The 17,992-nt window shown below is 67.4% G+C and carries 15 protein-coding genes; 11 read left to right on the forward strand and 4 right to left on the reverse strand.

The features are described from left to right. Nucleotides 1-12: 12 nt before the first annotated feature. From ABIE04_RS08060 to ABIE04_RS08100, 9 genes are all read left to right on the forward strand, one after another. The gene (locus ABIE04_RS08060; RefSeq protein ID WP_354548447.1) at nucleotides 13-675 is read left to right on the forward strand and encodes an alpha/beta hydrolase; all 663 of its coding nucleotides are present in this window, start codon (nucleotides 13-15) and stop codon (nucleotides 673-675) included. Nucleotides 676-705: 30 nt separating this feature from the next. Continuing rightward, complete coding sequence (locus tag ABIE04_RS08065) at nucleotides 706-1,758, forward strand: sensor histidine kinase (protein WP_354548449.1); 1,053 nt, start codon at nucleotides 706-708, stop codon at nucleotides 1,756-1,758. Beyond that, nucleotides 1,758-2,462, forward strand: a complete 705-nt coding sequence (locus ABIE04_RS08070) for a LytR/AlgR family response regulator transcription factor (protein ID WP_354548451.1) — start codon at nucleotides 1,758-1,760, stop codon at nucleotides 2,460-2,462. Before ABIE04_RS08065 ends, ABIE04_RS08070 begins: the two co-directional genes overlap by 1 nt. 230 nt (nucleotides 2,463-2,692) lie before the next feature. Beyond that, on the forward strand, nucleotides 2,693-3,595 hold the full coding sequence (locus tag ABIE04_RS08075; protein WP_354548453.1) for an ABC transporter permease: 903 nt from the start codon (nucleotides 2,693-2,695) through the stop codon (nucleotides 3,593-3,595). Nucleotides 3,596-3,637: 42 nt separating this feature from the next. After that, the gene (locus ABIE04_RS08080) at nucleotides 3,638-4,021 is read left to right on the forward strand and encodes an ABC transporter permease (RefSeq protein WP_354549829.1); all 384 of its coding nucleotides are present in this window, start codon (nucleotides 3,638-3,640) and stop codon (nucleotides 4,019-4,021) included. 10 nt (nucleotides 4,022-4,031) lie between these two features. After that, complete coding sequence (locus ABIE04_RS08085; protein ID WP_354548455.1) at nucleotides 4,032-5,285, forward strand: ABC transporter permease; 1,254 nt, start codon at nucleotides 4,032-4,034, stop codon at nucleotides 5,283-5,285. 115 nt (nucleotides 5,286-5,400) lie between these two features. Beyond that, nucleotides 5,401-5,613: a DUF2945 domain-containing protein gene (locus ABIE04_RS08090; RefSeq protein WP_354548457.1), complete on the forward strand. Its 213-nt coding sequence runs from the start codon at nucleotides 5,401-5,403 to the stop codon at nucleotides 5,611-5,613. 1 nt (nucleotide 5,614) lies between these two features. Beyond that, nucleotides 5,615-6,160: a DUF488 domain-containing protein gene (locus ABIE04_RS08095; protein ID WP_354548459.1), complete on the forward strand. Its 546-nt coding sequence runs from the start codon at nucleotides 5,615-5,617 to the stop codon at nucleotides 6,158-6,160. A 345-nt stretch (nucleotides 6,161-6,505) separates the two neighbouring features. Next, on the forward strand, nucleotides 6,506-7,144 hold the full coding sequence (locus tag ABIE04_RS08100; RefSeq protein WP_354548461.1) for a PEP-CTERM sorting domain-containing protein: 639 nt from the start codon (nucleotides 6,506-6,508) through the stop codon (nucleotides 7,142-7,144). 509 nt (nucleotides 7,145-7,653) lie between these two features. Here ABIE04_RS08100 and gnd read toward each other — a convergent pair. Beyond that, the gene (gene gnd / locus ABIE04_RS08105) at nucleotides 7,654-8,559 is read right to left on the reverse strand and encodes a phosphogluconate dehydrogenase (NAD(+)-dependent, decarboxylating) (RefSeq protein ID WP_354548464.1); all 906 of its coding nucleotides are present in this window, start codon (nucleotides 8,557-8,559) and stop codon (nucleotides 7,654-7,656) included. Nucleotides 8,560-8,593: 34 nt separating this feature from the next. Continuing rightward, nucleotides 8,594-9,928 (reverse strand): glucoamylase family protein, encoded by a 1,335-nt coding sequence (locus ABIE04_RS08110; protein WP_354548466.1) that lies wholly within the window; start codon nucleotides 9,926-9,928, stop codon nucleotides 8,594-8,596. 185 nt (nucleotides 9,929-10,113) lie between these two features. On the opposite strand from ABIE04_RS08110, the gene ABIE04_RS08115 reads away from it, so the two are divergent. After that, nucleotides 10,114-13,974, forward strand: a complete 3,861-nt coding sequence (locus ABIE04_RS08115; RefSeq protein ID WP_354548469.1) for a GH36-type glycosyl hydrolase domain-containing protein — start codon at nucleotides 10,114-10,116, stop codon at nucleotides 13,972-13,974. Between the two features lie 58 nt (nucleotides 13,975-14,032). On the opposite strand, the gene ntrC is transcribed toward ABIE04_RS08115, so the two are convergent. Next, nucleotides 14,033-15,412 carry a nitrogen regulation protein NR(I) gene (gene ntrC, locus ABIE04_RS08120; protein ID WP_354548471.1) on the reverse strand — a complete coding sequence of 460 codons (1,380 nt, stop codon included), beginning with the start codon at nucleotides 15,410-15,412 and terminating at the stop codon, nucleotides 14,033-14,035. Continuing rightward, on the reverse strand, nucleotides 15,405-16,415 hold the full coding sequence (locus ABIE04_RS08125) for a two-component system sensor histidine kinase NtrB (protein WP_354548473.1): 1,011 nt from the start codon (nucleotides 16,413-16,415) through the stop codon (nucleotides 15,405-15,407). The genes ntrC and ABIE04_RS08125 overlap by 8 nt, the downstream gene beginning before the upstream one ends. 361 nt (nucleotides 16,416-16,776) lie before the next feature. On the opposite strand from ABIE04_RS08125, the gene ABIE04_RS08130 reads away from it, so the two are divergent. Next, nucleotides 16,777-17,982 carry an efflux RND transporter periplasmic adaptor subunit gene (locus tag ABIE04_RS08130; protein WP_354548476.1) on the forward strand — a complete coding sequence of 402 codons (1,206 nt, stop codon included), beginning with the start codon at nucleotides 16,777-16,779 and terminating at the stop codon, nucleotides 17,980-17,982. The last annotated feature ends 10 nt before the right edge of the window (nucleotides 17,983-17,992 follow it).

The following is a 17,992-nucleotide window of genomic DNA, read 5'->3' on the forward strand; positions in this document are numbered from 1 at the left end:
ACCGAGTACCGCATGACCCTGCCCACCGTCGAACACGAAACCGCCGCCCACCCGCGTTACAGCATCCTCTGGCTGCACGGCCTCGGCGCGGACGGCAACGACTTCGCGCCGATCGTGCCGGAGCTGGTGGACCCGGCGTGGCCGGCGTTGCGTTTCGTGTTTCCGCATGCGCCGGTGCGGCCGGTGACGATCAACAACGGCATGTCGATGCGCGCGTGGTACGACATCATCGGCTTCGACGCGCACGCGCGGCAGGACGAAGCCGGCATCCGCGCGTCGATCGCCGCCACCGAGGCGCTGATCGCGCGCGAACACGAGCGCGGCGTGCCGAGCGAGCGGATCTTCCTCGCCGGCTTCTCGCAGGGCGGCGCGATCGCGCTATCCGCAGGCCTGCGCCACGCGGAAAAGCTGGCCGGCATCATTGCGCTGTCGACCTACCTGCCCATCGCCGCCACGCTCGCCGCCGAACGCAGCGCCGCGAATGCGGCCACGCCGATCTTCTGGGGCCACGGCAGCGCCGATCCGGTGGTGGTGCTGCAGCGTGGTATCGACTCGCGCGATGCGCTGCAGGCGCTGGGTCATGCGGTGGACTGGCACACCTACCCGATGGCCCACGCGGTCTGCGCCGAGGAGATCGGCGACCTGCGTCACTGGCTGGGCCGACGACTGGCGTAAGCGCGACCGCGCTGCGGCATACTTGCCGGCATGCGCGAACCCACGCCCCGCCGCAGCCCGCGCGGCCGCACTGAACACAGCCCGCTGCCGGACTTCTGTCGGCTGCCCGCGCTGTTCGCGCTGCTCGTGGTGGGCGCGCTGACGGTGACCATGATGTGGCTGGCACGGGACGACCCGCGCGACTGGTCCGCCTACAGCGTCGGCATGCTGTTCGTGACCTTGCTGGGAATGGTGGTGGCGGTGACGCTGTGCATGCTGCGGCCATGGCTGCAACGCCTGCCGGGTCACCTGCCGTATGTCGGCGTGTGGCTGCTGATCCTGCTGCTGGTGCTGGTCGCCAGCGCCGTGGCGCACTGGTTCGACGGCGCCTTGCAGATGCATCTGGTGCGCAGCAGCCTGCCCGTGTTCGTGCGTGACAACGTGCTGATCGCTGCCCTGCTCGGCGCCGCCATGCTGCGCTATTTCTACGTGCTGGCGCAGTGGCAGGCACGGCTGGCGGCAGTCACCCGCGCCCAGGTCGAGGCGTTGCAGGCGCGCATCCGCCCGCACTTCCTGTTCAACAGCATGAATACCGTGGCGGCGCTGATCCGGGTCGATCCCGACGCCGCGGAACGCACGGTGGAGGACCTCTCCGAACTGTTCCGCGCCGCCCTGGGCCAGCACGACACCGACGACGGTACGCTGGGCGAGGAGCTTGCGCTGGTCGAACGCTACCTGGCGATCGAGCAGTTGCGCCTGGGCGCGCGCCTGCGCCTGCGCCGCGACCTGCACGACCTGCCCGCCGATTTCCCGCTGCCGCGCCTGCTGCTGCAGCCGCTGGTGGAGAACGCGGTGCGCCACGGCGTCCAGCCGCTGCGCGAAGGCGGCGAGGTGATCCTGCGCGGCCAGCGCGACGGCGGTGGCGTGCGCATCGAGATCATCAACCCGCTGCCGGCCACCCCGCCCGCCGCCGGCAACGGGCATGGCCTGCACAGCGTGCGCCAGCGTGTCGCCTATCGCTACGGTCCGCTGGCGAAGGTGCAGGCCGGCGCGCAGGGCGACCGCTTCGTGGTGCTGCTGCAGTTGCCGGGAGGATCCGCCTGATGCGCGTGCTGATCGTCGACGACGAGCCGCTGGCGCGCGCGCGCATGGCCGCGCTGCTTGGCGAATGTGCCGACGTGGAGGTCATCGGCAACGTCGGCGATGGTGAAGCCGCACTCGCCGCGCTCGGCGAACTGCAGCCGGACGCCTTGCTGCTCGACATCAACATGCCCGGCATCGACGGCGTGGCGCTGGCGCAGCGCCTGGCCGGCCGCGCGCGGCCGCAGGTGATCTTCTGCACCGCCTACGAAGCGCATGCACTGGTGGCGTTCGAGCTCGGCGCGGCCGATTACCTGTTGAAACCGGTACGGCTCGAACGCCTGCGCGATGCGCTGCAACGCGCGCGACGCCGCCTCGCCGATGCCCCGCGCGAACCGGTCGCGTACCTGCACGGCCGCCTGCGCGGCGAACAGGTGCGCATCGCACTGGACGAAGTGATCTGCCTGCTCGCCGACGAGAAGTACGTGGTGGTGCAACACCGCCGCGGCGAACTGCTGATCGAGGAATCCCTGCGCCAGCTGGAAGAGACCTACCCCGACCAACTGATCCGCCTGCACCGCAACTGCCTCGTCCCCCCGCCGCGCCTGCTCGGCCTCAAGACCCTCGCCGACGGCCGCGTACTGGCCCGCCTCGACGGCAGCGAACTCAGCCCCGAGATCAGCCGGCGCAATCTGCCAGCGGTAAGAAAGTTGCTGCGGCTCGGCTGAACGCACGCAGCCGCCAAACTCGGCAACCCCATAACGACGACTTTTATCACCGCGGATGGCAGGTGATGAAACTTGGCGCCTCGATCCGTTCGACAGGCAACGCGGCAACGCCGTGGTGGATATACCCTGCACCATCGGTCAACGTATTGAGCCGGTATGAGGTCAGGTATTGTTTGGATCGACAGATCTGAACATTTGTCGACTATTCGGGTGACGCCATAGGGGGCCTCATGTGGGGGTATTACGTTGCGTTGGCGCTGCGAAGCAGTGGACGAAGCAAGGCTTTGACGGCGCTGGTGATCGTGCTGCTGGCGTTCGGGGTGGCGGCCTGCATGGTGTCCTATGCCGTGTTCCGTGCGACCACGAGTGATCCGCTCCCCGCCAAGTCCGCGCGGCTTTACGTGCCGCAGGTCGACAACTTTGGCCCGTCCCACATCTGGCAGAACGAACCACCTCCTACGCTGAGTTACGTCGATGCGATGGCGCTGTGGCAGAGCCACAAGGCCAGCCGGCAAACGTTGCTCTATCCCGCAACATGGCAGGTGGAATCAGATGATGGATCGACGCCTACCATGTCGATGAGTGGCGATGCGGTGACCGCCGATTTCTTCGCCATGTTCGATGTGCCTTTTCGCTTTGGTGGCGGATGGACCGCGAATGACGATGTGCAGCGCGCCACCGTGGTGGTCATCAGTCGACGCTTGAACGACAAGCTGTTTGGCGGCCAAAACAGTGTCGGGCAGGCAATTCGTCTGGATGGCCATATCTTCAGGATCGCCGGCGTGCTGGAGGACTGGAACCCCAAGCCACGCTTCTTTGATCTCGGCACTTCTGACAACACCGGATTCGATGACGCGGGGGATATCTATATCCCGTTCACCCGCGGGATCGCCATGCAGAAGGACAGCACAACCTATAGCGGCTGCCCTACGGAGTCGGGGGTCTACGATACCTCCCGCTGGGATGCCCGCCTGACCAGTGAATGCGCTTGGATCGACGCCTGGGTGGAGCTTGCAACGTCTGCCGACGCGGATCGCTACCGCGAATACCTGCGCCACTATGCCGGGGAGCAGCAACGCCTCGGGCGATTCTCGTGGGCGCCCAACATACGCCTGCGCAACCTGACGGACTGAATGACGTACCTGGAGGTCACACCCAGGACATCGAGCTTGTCCATGCTGGTCTCTGCCAGCTTTCTGCTGATTGTGCTGGTCAACGTGATCGGGCTCATGCTCGCCCGCTTCATGCGGCGGGCACCGGAGATCGGCATTCGCCGCGCACTTGGCGCATCGCGAGCCGCCATCTACCGGCAGTTCCTGATCGAAGGGGCCACCATGGGCTTCGTCGGCGGCCTGGTCGGTGTGGCGCTGACGCTGCTTGGCCTGTGGGGCGTGGGGAGACTTTTCGAGCCAAAGATTGCGCGCCTCGTACACGCTGATGCCTCACTGATCGCACTGACCGTGCTGTTGGCGGTGGCTGCCACAGTGGTTTCCGCCCTGTACCCCACATGGCGAGCAGCGCAGACCCAGCCCGCCTGGCAAATCAAGATCAACCATTGAGGTTCCCGTCATGGCATTGACCAGGGCATTGATGCAGCTGCGCCCCATCATGGCTGCACTGGGCCGGCACAAGGTGGCCACCGCGCTCATCGTGCTGCAGGTGGCGCTGACGCTGGCGGTGACATCCAACGCACTCTTTATCGTGGCGACGCGCATCGTCCATCTGTCTCGCCCCACCGGGACGGACGAAGCCCATATTTTCGTTATCCGCAACGGCTGGACGATCGGTCAGAATGCCACCCAGATCGACGCGAACATCCGTACTGACCTCGATACCCTGCGGCGCGTGCCGGGCGTGCGAGATGCATTTTCCAGTTACGGGTATCCACTGGCAGGCGATGGCAGCTACATATCCGTAAGGCCGAAGCTCAAGCCGGACCAGAAGGCGCGCGGGCCTTTCGCCATGATCTATGCGGCCGACGAACACACGATCAATACGCTGGGCATATCGCTGGTGGAAGGACGCAATTTTCGACCGGATGAAATCACCACCTTCGGCCCCAACGACAAGATCTCCCCGCCTGGCATCATCATCACGCGCAGCTTGGCCGACAAGCTGTTTCCCGATGAATCAGCCCTGGGCAAGACGGTTTACTTCCCGGGCGGGCCTACCCGCATCGTGGGTATTCTCGCCAGCCTGCAGGGGCCCATCAGCATAACCCGATCCTCCGATGGCGATAGCGTGCTGGTCCCCGCGCATTACGTCGACCCCGACGGCGTGTGGTATCTGCTGCGTGCCGACGCTACCGACATGAAGCCGGTGATTGCCGCCGCACTGAAGGCGCTGCAGGCGCGTGGTGGCGTACGCATCCTCGACCCTAAGGACGGCGTCGTCACCATGGCCCAGGCACGTGAACGTGCCTATGCCACCGACCATAGCCTGGCCATGCTGATGGGCATCATCAGCGGGTTGCTGCTGTTGGCTACCGCAGGCGGCATTGTCGGGCTGAGCAGTTTCTGGGTCAGCCAGAGACGCAAGCAGATCGGTATCCGCCGTTCGCTCGGCGCAACAACCGGCGACATTCTGCGCTACTTCCATGCCGAGAATTTCCTGATCGTCGGCGGTGGCATCGTGCTTGGGGTCTTGCTTGCGGTCTTGACGAATCTCGGCTTGATGAAAGTCTTCTATCCACTGCCGCACATGCCGCTCTACGTGCCACTACTGGGTGCGCTGCTGTTGTGGCTGCTCGGTCAGCTGGCCGTATGGGGGCCGGCACGCTATGCCGCCAAGGTGCCGCCCGTGGTCGCGATTCGCACAGAGTGACTTGGAACGATGGGTTGGGTCGACCATCGCACCTGTTCGACCCATCCGGGTCCACCTGATCTGAACACATGACCTGTTTCAATTGGCATCCATGCTTGCCAACACAGGAGCCACCATGAGCCACCCCTTCAAGGTCGGCGATCACGTGCGCTGGAATTCGGAAGCCGGCCACGTGACCGGCAAGATCATCAAGGTGCATACGCGCGACACGGACTACAAAGGCCACACGCGCCACTGCAGCGAGGCCGATCCGCAGTACGAGATCAAGAGCGACAAGACCGACCATGTCGCCATGCACAAGGGCGCCGCGCTGCACAAGATCGACTGAGATGCCCGACGCTCCCGCCACGATCTGGACCATCGGCCACTCGACCCGCGCGCTGGAGGAGTTCCTCGACCTGCTCGCCGAGTACCGCATCGAGGCGATCGCCGACGTGCGGCGCTTCCCCGGCTCGCGTCGTTACCCGCATTTCGCCAGCGACGCGCTGGCCGTCACGCTGCCCGCGCACGGCATCGCCTACCAATGGATCCCCAAGCTCGGCGGCCGCCGCAAGGTGCAACCGGGTTCGCCGAACACCGCATGGCGCAACGCCTCGTTCCAGGGCTACGCCGATTACACCGCCACCGTGGAATTCGCCGAAGGCCTCGCCGAGTTGCTGGAGCTGGCCGCCAGCAAGCGCACCGCGCTGATGTGCGCCGAAGCGGTGTGGTGGCGCTGCCACCGCTCGATCATTGCCGACGTGTTGAAACTGCGCGGGATCGAGGTGATCCACATCGTCGATGCCACGCACACGACGGTGCATCCGTATACGTCGCCGGCGCGGATCGTGGATGGGAGGTTGAGTTACGCGCCGCCGCAGGGGGAGTTGTTGTAGCCCCTCGGATCGTACCTCGGCGTCGCACGTCGACCCAAAACCGGCCAGTCGACAGCGTTCAGCCCATGGCCGAACCCCGTGCGAAGCGTCGAGACGCTATTAACTTTTGTGATGGATACCGGCAGTTGCGGCCGACCGGCCAGAATTGAACTGACGCGCAACAAGGCAGTGGTCTATCTGCGAGTGGGTCTACGACTCTGAAACGTGTTGAAATATTTTACACTTTTCAGCTATCTGGAAGATGGGTGAAATAGCAACCAGTTGAATAATCGGCGATTAACACAATGGCGCGAAAAATGCTCCGGAGCTGCTCGTAGGGGACGCCTACTCTCAGGAGAAAATCCAATGAGCAATTTCTTGACCGTGTCTTTGAAGCGGTTTGTGTCGCCAAGCCTTGCGTTGCTGACGGCCATCGCGTTGACACCCTGCGCAGCGAATGCAACGCCGTATGTCGTCAAGCTTGTACAGCAAGGAACGAATGTAGTCGCCACAGGCAGCGGGGCCATTGAGCTGGCCGGCCTGACATTTGAGTACGGAACTTTCACGGGAGGAGCCACCCTGTGGCCATCCTCCGGGTTTGCGATGACTGGGTCGCAATCGAATGTAGCTCTTGACACCTACACCGGTTTCGTGGGACCCACGAGTTTCGGGAGCGGCACCATTGTGGGTGGCGACGTCAATACCGGTGACACGGTCGGAATCATCGGCTCTTCCTCATATTACGGTATTACGAACCTTTGGGTGCCTTCCGGCTACGTTTCCGAGGACGCCCTGTTGGGCACCTCAACCTATTACAACGCAAACTTCGCCAGTCTCGGCGTGACGCCCGGCACGTATACATGGACGTGGGGAACGGGGGCCGACCAGAGCTTTACACTTGTAGCTGCAGTTCCCGAACCGGCTGCGCTCGGCATGTTCGGCTTGGGCGTGCTGTTGATCGGCGGCTTCATCAAGCTGCGCCGGCGCGAGCAACGGCAATCCTGAGGACGCAGCACCCGTAGCCGTTCCAGAACAACCCCCGGCAAACGGGGGTTGTTTTTACCGGATCCGGATTCTTGCAACAAACCCATCCCGCGGTCGCAATCGTCCGTGCGCGACCGGCTCTCTTGGCCGATAGCAGACCCTCGTAGCAGCGCAAGACAACATTCTCGATTGAGTGTTGGGCACCTTGGCTCTCTAACTCTCGCAGCCGCGCAACGGTTGCATACCGAATGCGGGCCAGGATGGCCCGCGGCTCTACCCGGGACCCCTGTGCGGCGGTGAATCGTGGTCGACAGGCCGCGTAGCGCGGCATCGGCATGGATGCCGGAGTTGAGGCAACACAGGAGCGGTTGCCCGATGCCAGGCAAGCACCAAGCGGGGTGTCGTTTTTTCTTGGTTACATCTCTTTTGGACGCGCACAAGAGAAAGCTCTTCGCTCTGAAGCCGCAACAGAAGCATCGCCCGCAAGCGGGTTCCTACAAGAGCATCGAGGCATCCGCGCGCAGCTCCGATTACTCCTTCTTGATCGCATGCCCGCCAAACTCGTTGCGCAGCGACGACAACAGCTTGTCGGCGAAGGAATCGTCGTCGCGCGAGCGGAAGCGTTCCATCAGCGACAGCGTGATCACCGGAGCGGAGACGTTGAGTTCCAGCGCGGCGTCCACGGTCCAGCGGCCTTCGCCGGAATCGACGACGTAGGGCGCGATGCCGTCCATGTTCGGGTTCTTGCCGAGCGCGTCGGTGGCGAGGTCGAGCAGCCAGGAGCGCACCACGCTGCCGGTGCGCCAGATCTCGCCGACCTGGTGCAGGTCGAGGCCGAACTCCTCCTTGTGCTTGAGGATCGAGAAGCCCTCGGCGTAGGCCTGCATCATCCCGTACTCGATGCCGTTGTGGACCATCTTGGTGTAATGGCCGGAACCAGCCGGGCCGACCCGGCCCCAGCCCTGGTCCTTCGCCGGCGCCAGCGTCTCGAAGATCGGCCGCAGCGCCTCGACGGTTTTCGCGTCGCCGCCGATCATCATGCTGTAGCCCTCCTTGAGGCCCCACACGCCGCCGCTGGTGCCGCAGTCGACGTAGCCCAGGCCGTGACCGGCATACAGCTGCGCGCGGCGCAGCGTGTCCTTGTAGTTGGAATTGCCGCCGTCGATCACGGTGTCGCCCTTGGCCAGCAGCGGCAGCAAGGTGTTGACGGTGTCGTCGGTGATCTTGCCAGCCGGCACCATCAGCCACAGTACGCGCGGCGCCGGCAACGCCTTGGCCAGCGCTTCCAGCGAGGCCGCCGGCGCGATGCCGTTCGCTTCGGCCGCCTTGCGCGCGTCCGCGTTCGGGTCGAAACCGCTGACCTTGTGGCCGCCTTTCACCAGGCGCTCCGCCATGTTGGCGCCCATGCGCCCGAGACCCACCATGCCAAGTTCCATCGTGTTCACTCCGTAACGGGAAAGGTTGTCGTGTTCATGCGTGCCGCTTGCCGGCATCCAGCCAGCCGCCGTCGAAGCCGGCGCGGCGCAGGCCGTCGACGATCCAGCGGCAGCCGCGCATCAGCTCCCACAGCATGCCGCTGCGATGGTTCTCCACCATCAGCACGATCGGGCCGAGGTTGAGGCCGAAGCAGTACGGCGACACCCAGCCGCCCAGCGGCTGGCCGGGCTTGTCGACCCAGGTCTGGTTGAAGCTGGCCTTGAAACCGTAGGGATGCGCGTCGTGCAGCTGCAGCGTGTGGATGAAGTGGTGCACCGTCGGCAGCACGATTTCCGGCGCGAACGGCAGCGACGCCACCACCGCCCACGGCGCCAGCGTGCCGTCGTCGACGCCATACGGCGCGCCGCGGCCGACGTAGTCGTGGAACTGGCGCTCGATGCCGTCGATCTTCAGTGTCGCCGGACCGGGACCATCGCTTGCGGTGATGCCCCAGCAATGGTCGCAATAGCCGGTGAAACCGAGCGGGTTGTCCGTCGCATAGCGCTGCTGGACCAGAGTGGCGCGCCGGCTGTTCTCGAAGTAGTCGATGCCCTTGTCGCGCATGAACGCGTCGCGGATGCCGCGAAAGTCGATCCACACCTGCGACAGCTGGTGGGTGAACAGCGGGCCGCAGTACAGGTAGTCGATGTCGTAGCAACGCTTCCACTCGTAGGTGGACGACCAGGCCGCATAGGCACTCGGCGGCAGCGCATGGGTGGGCGAGCCGAGCGCCAGCACGTACAGCAGCAGGCCTTCGTCGTAGCCCTGCCAGCGATGCGGGATGAAACCGCTTTCCGGGTGCCAGCCGTGGCCGATGGTGCCGTCGGCGGCCTGCGCCCACGGCCAGTCGGCGCGCTGGTAGAGGAAGTTCGCCGTGTCGCGGATTTCCTTCTGCTCGGCGGTGTCGTCGTCGAAGTACGCGGCGGCGGTCAGCATGCCGGCGAACAGGAAGGCGCTGTCCACCGTGGACAGTTCGCACTGCCATGCGCGCCGGCCGGTCTGCATGTCGAGGAAGTGGTAATAGAAGCCGCGGTAGCCGCTGGCGTCGGGTTCGGTGCCCTGCGGGCTGTCGCGGAAGAAGCGCAGCGCGGCGAGCGTGCGCTTGATCGCCGTACGGCGGCTCATCAGGCCGCGTTCGACCGCCACCGGGTAGCAGCTCAGCGCCAGCCCGGTCGCGGCGATGCTGGCCGGCCAGTCCGGCGCGGTCTTGTCGGAGACCAAGCCGTTCTGCAGGTTCGTCTCGTACTGGAAGTAGGCGAACGCCTTGTTCTGCAGGTGCTGCAGCTGCGTGCCGGATTCGAGCGGATGACTGGGCGGGTGGGAACGCATGGATCTCGTCGTGGCCTGTCGCGGTGAGGGCAGCCCGGGCACGGAATACGTCGCCGCGCCGTCGGCGCCGGATCGCCGCCCGATGGATGCCGCATGCATCCTACTCCGCGGCATGGTGAAGCGCGGGTTGACGCCGCCTATGCTTCACCCGGCGCACGCTGGGGTTTTCGTCGACAGGAGTCGCCATGTCATCGCCTTCCTCCCGCAGCATCGATGCGGAGCAGCGCTGCCTGCTGTCCAACGGTCGCTACAGCGTGATGCTGGGTGCGAACGGCTCCGGCTTCAGCCGCTGGCGCGGCCTGGCCGTGACGCGCTGGCGCGAGGATCCGGTCGGCGACGGCTGGGGCAGCTACCTGCTGCTGCGCGACGAGGATGGCGGCGAAACGTGGTCGGCCAGCCAGCAGCCGTACGGCAACCGCACGCCGGACGATGCGGTCGCGTTCGACGCGGGGCGCGCCCGTTTCAGCCGGCGCCACCACAGCGTGCACAGCGTGCTGGAAGTGGCGGTGGCCGCGGAAGCCGACATCGAACTGCGCCGGCTCACCTTGAGCAACCACGGCGACCGCACACGCATGCTGTCGCTGACTTCGTACGCCGAGCTGGTGCTCGGCCCGATCGGCGCCGACAACGCGCACCCGGCGTTCTCCAAGATGTTCGTGCAGACCGAATGGGACGCCACACGCGACATGCTGCTGGCCACGCGGCGGCGGCGCGACAGCAGCGAGGCCGAAGTGTGGGCCGCGCAGGCGCTGCAGATCGCCGGGGAGGATGGCGGTGATGCCGGCGAATGCGAAACCGACCGCGCCCGCTTCCTCGGCCGCCTGCGCACGCTGCGCCATGCGCAGGCGATGCAGCCGGGCGCCGCGCTGTCGAATACCGTCGGCTGCGTGCTCGACCCGGTGTTCAGCCTGCGTCGGCGCTTCACGCTGGCGCCGGACAGCAGCGTGACCCTGCTGCTGTGGACGCGACTGGCCGATTCGCGCGACGGCGCCTTGGCCCTGACCACGCAACTCGGCGATCCGGGCGCTGCCGCGCGGCTGTTCGACAGCGCGGGCCAACATGCCGAAGCCGAGTGCGCCCAGATCGGCATCGGTGCCGCGCAGGCGGCGCGATCCGCCCGCTGGATAAGCGCGCTGCTGTACAACGATCCGTGCCAGCGCGCGGCACCCGACGTGCTGGCACGCGGCCACGGCGGCGCGCCGGTGCTGTGGTCCGCCGGCATCTCCGGCGACCGGCCGATCATCCTGCTGCGCCTCGGCGAGGCCGACGACCTGTCGCGCGTGAACGAGGTGCTGCAGGCACAGCAGCATTGGCGCAGCCAGCAATTCGCCGTCGACGTGGTGCTGCTGCAGGCCGCCGGCGAGGTGCGGCAGGCCGCGCTCGATCCGCTGGTGAGTGCGCAGCAGGCGCGCCTGAAAACCGACGACCAGCTGCCCAAGGCCGAACTGTTCGCGTTGCGCGACGACGCGATCGGCGAGGATTTGCGCCACGGCCTGCTGACGGTGGCGCGCGTGGTGCTGGACGAGGCGCCGCCGGCGCAGGCCGCGGCCGGATCGTCACCCGCCTTCGCCGCGCCGGCGGCGATCCGCGCGACCGCCATGGCGGAGGCCGTCACCGCCAGCGCCGATGCGCCGGAGTTCGCCAACGGCCACGGCGGCTTCGTCGATGGCGGCCGCGCTTACCGGATCGAACTCGACGGGCAGCGCCCCACGCCCGCGCCGTGGGTGAACGTGATGGCCAACCCCGCGTTTGGCTGCATGCTGTCGGCCGAAGGCGGCGGCTATGCGTGGTCGCTCAACAGCCAGCAGAATCCGCTGACGCCGTGGCCGAACGACCCGGTCAGCGACAGCCCGCACGACGTGCTGTACCTGCGCGACGAGGACACCGGCGTGCTGTGGAGCGCCACCGCGCTGCCGATCCGCGTGGCCGGCGCGCACTACACGGCCACCCACGGCAAGGGCTGGACGCGCTTCGAGAACGACGTACACGGCATCGAACTGGAGCTGCTGCAGTGCGTGCCGACGGACGATCCGCTCAAGCTGTCGCGATTGCGCCTGTGCAATCGCTCGCCGCGCACGCGGCGGCTGTCGGTAACCCACTATGTCGCATGGGCGCTGGGCGCGAACGGCAGCACGCCGGCACCGTTCGTGATCACGTCGCGCGACGAGCGCACCGGCGCCTTGTTCGCGCACAACCGCTGGCGGCCCGACTTCGGCGACCGCGTGGCGTTCATCGACCTGGCCGGGCCCGCGCATTCGATGACCGGCGACCGCCATGAATTCCTGGGGCCGCTCGGCACGGTCGCGCAGCCGCTCGCGCTGCGCGACGGCACGCCGCTGTCCGGCCGCCTCGGTGCCGGACTGGAGCCTTGCGGCGCACTGCAGGTGCGCATCGAACTACCGCCGGGCACGCAACTCGACCTGCGGCTCCTGCTCGGCGAGGCCGCCGACGACAGCGCGGCGCAGGCGCTGGTCGAGAAATATCGCGCGGCCGATATCGATGGCGTGCTCGTCGAGATCGCCGCGCAATGGAATGGCCTGCTCGACGCCGTGCAGGTGCGTACGCCCGATCGCGCGATGGACATCCTGCTCAACGACTGGCTGCTGTACCAGGTCGCCAGCTGCCGGCTGTGGGCACGCACCGCCTACTACCAGGCTAGCGGCGCCTACGGTTTCCGCGACCAGCTGCAGGACGTGATGGCGCTGTGCGTGAGCCGCCCCGATCTCGCCCGCGAACACCTGCTGCGTGCCGCCGGCCGTCAGTTCGTCGAAGGCGACGTGCAGCACTGGTGGCTGCCGCCGGGCGGTCAGGGCATCCGCACCAAGGTCAGCGACGACCGCCTGTGGCTGGCGTACGTGGCCATGCATTACGTCGAGGTGAGCGGCGACGCGGCCGTGCTGGACGAGGTGCTGCCGTTCCTCGCCGGCCAGCCGATTCCCGACGGCGCCACCGACACGTTCTTCCAACCCGGATTCTCCGACCGGCTAGCCAGCGTGTACGAGCATTGCGCGCTCGCGATCGACAGCAGCCTCGCCCGCGGCGCGCACGGCTTGCCGCTGATCGGCACCGGCGACTGGAACGACGGCATGAACGCGGTCGGCGCCGGAGGTCGCGGCGAGAGCAGCTGGCTGGGCTGGTTCCTGCTCGCCACGATCGCCGCGCTGGCGCCGTACGCCGAACGACGCGGCGAGAACGCGCGCGCGCAGCGCTGGCGCGGCCATGCCGACGATCTGCGTGCCGCGCTGGAACGCGCGTGGGACGGCCAATGGTATCGCCGAGGCTACTACGACGACGGCGCGCCACTCGGCTCGCACGAAAGCGACGAATGCCGCATCGACACCATCGCACAATCCTGGAGCGTGCTGGCCGGCAGCAGCGACCGCGAACACGCCACGCAGGCCATGGCCGCGGTCGACCGCCTGCTGGTCGATCACCCGAACCGGATCCACTGCCTGTTCACCCCGCCGTTCGACCACAGCCGGGAGAACCCCGGCTACATCAAGGGCTACCCGCCCGGCGTGCGCGAGAACGGCGGCCAATACACGCACGGTGCGGTGTGGTCGATCTTCGCCTGGGCCGGCCTTGGCGACGGCGACCGCGCCGGCGGCCTGTTCGACCTGCTCAATCCGATCCGCCACGCCGACAGCCCCGCCGCGGTGGAGCGCTACAAGGTCGAACCCTATGTTGCCTGCGCCGATATCTACTCCGTCGCGCCGCACATCGGCCGCGGCGGCTGGACCTGGTACACCGGCTCCGCCGCGTGGCTGTACCGCGCCGGACTGGAGGCCGTGCTCGGCTTCCGGCTGCGCGGCGACCGGCTGCGCATCGAGCCGTGCATTCCGAAGGACTGGCCGGGCTTCCGGCTCAGCTACCGCCACCGCAGCGGACAGCGCGTCACCTGCTACGAGATCGAGGTGGAGAACCCGCATCGGGTCTGCCGCGGCGTGGCACAGACCGAATTGGACGGCCAAACGCTGGCCGCCGACGAGGACGTGCCGCTGGCCGATGACGGCGGGACGCACCGGCTGCGCATCGTGCTCGGCTGACGCCCGGCCCCCTGCGGGAGAGGCCGCGAGACAGGTGAAGCGCAAGACGCGCGGGGACTCAGCTGCGCCGTGTGCGTGAGGCGCCCAGCTTGCGGGTCAGCGTGTTGCGCCCCACACCCAGCGCTTGCGCCGCGTTCTGGCGGTGGCCGTCGTTCGCCTGCAGGGCCACATTGAGCAAGGTCTGGTCGAGCGCCGCGCGGGCGCGCGCGTGGATGTCCGCCTCGCCGTCGGCCAGCGCCTGCACGGCCCAGTCGCGCAGCGCGTCGGTCCACTCGCCGCCGCGCATGCTGTCCGTGCTGCTGCCGAGGTCGCCCGGCAGGATCTCGCTGCCGGGCGCAATCACCGCCAGCCGTCGGCACAGGTTTTCCAGCTCGCGCACGTTGCCCGGATAGTCGCGCTGGGCGACCAGTTTCAGCGCAGCCTTGGAAAAACGCTTCGGCGGAAGTTTCAGCTCCTGCGCGGTGGCGGCGAGGAAGTGCCGGGCCAGCAGCGGGATGTCGCTGCGGCGGGTGCGCAGCGGCGGCAGTTCGATGCGCACCACGTCGAGCCGGTGCATCAGGTCGGCGCGGAACAGGCCGGCGGCGACGCGCGTGGCCAGGTCCTGATGGGTGGCGGCGACGATGCGCACGTTGCAGCGGATCAGCTCGCGCCCGCCCACACGATAGAACTCGCCGCCGGCCAGCACGCGCAGCAGGCGCGTCTGCAGTGCCAGCGGCATGTCGCCGATCTCGTCGAGGAACAGCGTGCCGCCTTCGGCCTGCTCGAAGCGGCCGGCGACACGGCGGGTGGCGCCGGTGAAGGCGCCGGCCTCGTGGCCGAACAGTTCGCTCTCCAGCAGTTCGCTGGGGATCGCCGCGGTGTTCAGCGCCACGAAGGGCCGGTCGCGACGCGCGCTTTCCTCGTGCAACGCGCGCGCCACCAGTTCCTTGCCGGTGCCGGTTTCGCCGGTGACCAGCACGTTGAGGTCGCTGGCGGCGACGCGGCCGATCAGCCGGAACACCTCGCGCATCGGCGCGCTCTCGCCGAGCAACGCATGGTTCGGCGCGAGCGCGTGGCCGGCAGCCATCGTCGGTGCGGCCACGCTGGCCAGCGCACGCTGCACCGCCGCCACCGCCTGGTCGAGGTCGAACGGCTTGGCCAGGTAATCGACCGCACCAGAACGGTACGCCGCCGCCGCGGTGGCCACGTCGGTGTACGCGCTCATCACGATCACCGGGCCGATGCCCTGCGCCTGCAGCTCGCCAAGCAGGCCCAGCCCATCCTCGCCCGGCATGCGCACGTCGGTGAGCAGCAGCGCGGGACGCGCTTCACGCAGTGCCGCGCGCACACCCGCCACCGCATCGAACTCGCGCACCGCGAGCCCGGCATCGCGCAGCGCCTCGGCCAGCACGAAGCGCACGCCGCGGTCGTCGTCGACGATCCAGATTTCTTCAGTCATGCGTGCGCTCCAGTGGCAGGTACAGCGAGAACACCGTGTGGCCGGGGCGACTGGCATAGCGCAACTCGCCACCGTGTTCGTGGGCGATCTCGCGCGACAGCGCCAGGCCGAGGCCGCTGCCGTCGGCGCGGCCGGACACCAGCGGCTGGAACAGCGTGTCGCGCAGCGCCACGGGCACGCCGGCGCCATCGTCGATCACGTCGACCCGCAGCGCCATGCGCAGCATCCGCTCGCCGACGCGCGCGCCGTGCTCGACCCGCGTGCGCAAGGTGAGCGTGCGCGCGCCGGCTTCCAACGCGTTGCGCGCAAGGTTCAATAGCACCTGTTGCAGGCGGTCCGCGTCGCCGTGCAGGTCCGGCACGCTGGGGTCGTAGTCGTGATGCAGCTGCGGTGGCGCGGGTTCGGCCAGCAGCAGGTCGCACAACCGTTCCAGCAGGCGATGGATGTTCACCGGGCCGAGCTGCGGCGCGCCATCGTGATGCAGCAGGCGGTTCGCCAGCGCGCCGAGCCGGTCGGCCTCGTCGATGATCATCCCGGCCAGCGCCTGCAGGTCCTCGTTGTCGACCCGGCGCTGCAGCAGTTGCGCGGCACCGCGCAGGCCGGCCAGCGGGTTCTTCACCTCGTGCGCGAAGCCGCGCAGCGTGGCCGACAGCGGCGAACCGGTCGACGGCGGCTCGGCCAGCACGTGCACCTCCAGCAGCAAGCCATCGCCAAACGGCTGCAGCGCGATGTCCGCGCCGATCTCGCGGCCATCGGCCGCGGCCAGCGCCACCCCGCGCCAGTGCGCCGGCCGCTGCTCCGCCAGCACCTTCGCGGCCTGCGCCATGCCTTCGTCCGCGTCGTCCAGCAGCAGCCCCAGCGGCTGCCCCGCCACGCTGCGGAAGCCCAGCGCCAGGCATTCGATCAGCGCGGGGTTGAGCCAGCGCAGGCGCAAGTCCGCGTCGACCAGGGCCAGCCCGGTCGCCATCTGCTCCGCCCACGTCCGCCACGCCAGGTCGCTCATTGCACCATCATGGACAATGTCTCGTCTTGGTGCAAATTGGTGCCAATCCAGCGGACGGACGGCTCTTCAGCGTGATCTGAACACCAATGTTCATACCAAATGCTCAAACAATGGGATTCGCCGCCCTGTTCAAACATTGGTGTTTTGGGGTCTGAGCCAGTGAACGATCCAGCCTGCCAAAGGGAGCTTGGGGTCCCCGAGGCCACGCCGAACTAGTGACTAAGGGACCGGCGTCCCTTGGACAAAGATGCTGTCGTACTCGCGGCACGGTGACGCGGCCGGCACCCAGCCGCTTGACAATAAAAGAATGATCGTTCATTCTTTTACAATTCGCAACCCCAATTCCCCCTTGGATCAGCCAATGACTCCCCGTCTCAAACGCCTGGCTCCATTTGCCATCGCCGCCTCCCTGCTTCTCTCCGCATGTGCCGGCAAAGCACCCCCCCAGCAGGACGTGGCCGTCCCCGTCACCGTGGTCACCCTGGCGTCCGCGCCGGTGACCCTGACCCGCGAACTGCCCGGACGCACCACGCCGTTCGCCGTGGCCGAGGTCCGCCCTCAGGTCTCCGGCATCATCCGCAAACGGCTGTTCACCGAAGGCGGTGAGGTCAAGGAGGGGCAGCAGCTCTACCAGATCGACGACGCTAGTTACCGCGCCGACAACAACAGCGCCCGCGCCTCGTTGGCCCGTGCTCAGGCAACGCTGGTCACCGCGCGGCTGCATGCACAGCGCAGCGCCGACCTGGTCAAGGTCGATGCCATCAGCAAGCAGGACAACGACAACGCCCAGGCTGCACTGCGCCAGGCCGAGGCCGACGTGAAGGCGGCCCAGGCCGTGGTCGACGGTACCGGCGTGACGCTCGGCTATGCCCGCATCACCGCGCCCATCAGCGGCCGCATCGGCAAATCCACGGTGACCCAGGGCGCGCTGGTAAACGCGGGCCAGGCATCTGCATTGGCCACCGTGCAGCAGCTCGACCCGATCTACGTGGACCTCACCCAGTCCAGCAGCGAGCTGCTGGCCCTGCGCAAGGGCCTGGCTTCCGGCGCACTGGGCAGTACGGAAGGACTGCCGGTGAAGATTCTTCTCGAAGACGGCAGCGAGTACTCGCACGAAGGCAAGCTCGCCTTCTCCGAAGTGACCGTCGATCCGTCCACCGGCAGCTTCGCGCTGCGCGTGGTCGTGCCCAACCCGGACGACGTGCTCCTGCCGGGCATGTACGTGCGCGCGGTGGTCGGCAATGGCCAGCGCCACAATGCCATCCTGGTGCCGCAGCAGGGCATTGCGCGCGACCCCAAGGGCAACACCTCCGTGATGCTGGTGGGCAAGGACGGCAAGGTGGAAGTCCGTCCGGTGCAGGTCAGCCAGACCATCGGCGACAAGTGGCTGGTCGATGGCGGCGTGGCCGCCGGCGACCGTGTCATCGTCGAGGGACTGCAGAAGGTCAGGCCGGGCACGCCCGTGCAGGCCACCGAGGCTGGCGCCTCCACCGCGCAACCGGCCAAGGGCAATACGCCCGTAGCCACCACAGCCGAGCCTGCCGCCACCGCGGCCGGCAGCCACTAAGGAGCGCACC

Source organism: Rhodanobacter soli (assembly GCF_040548735.1).
Taxonomy (GTDB): Bacteria; Pseudomonadota; Gammaproteobacteria; order Xanthomonadales; family Rhodanobacteraceae; genus Rhodanobacter; species Rhodanobacter soli_A.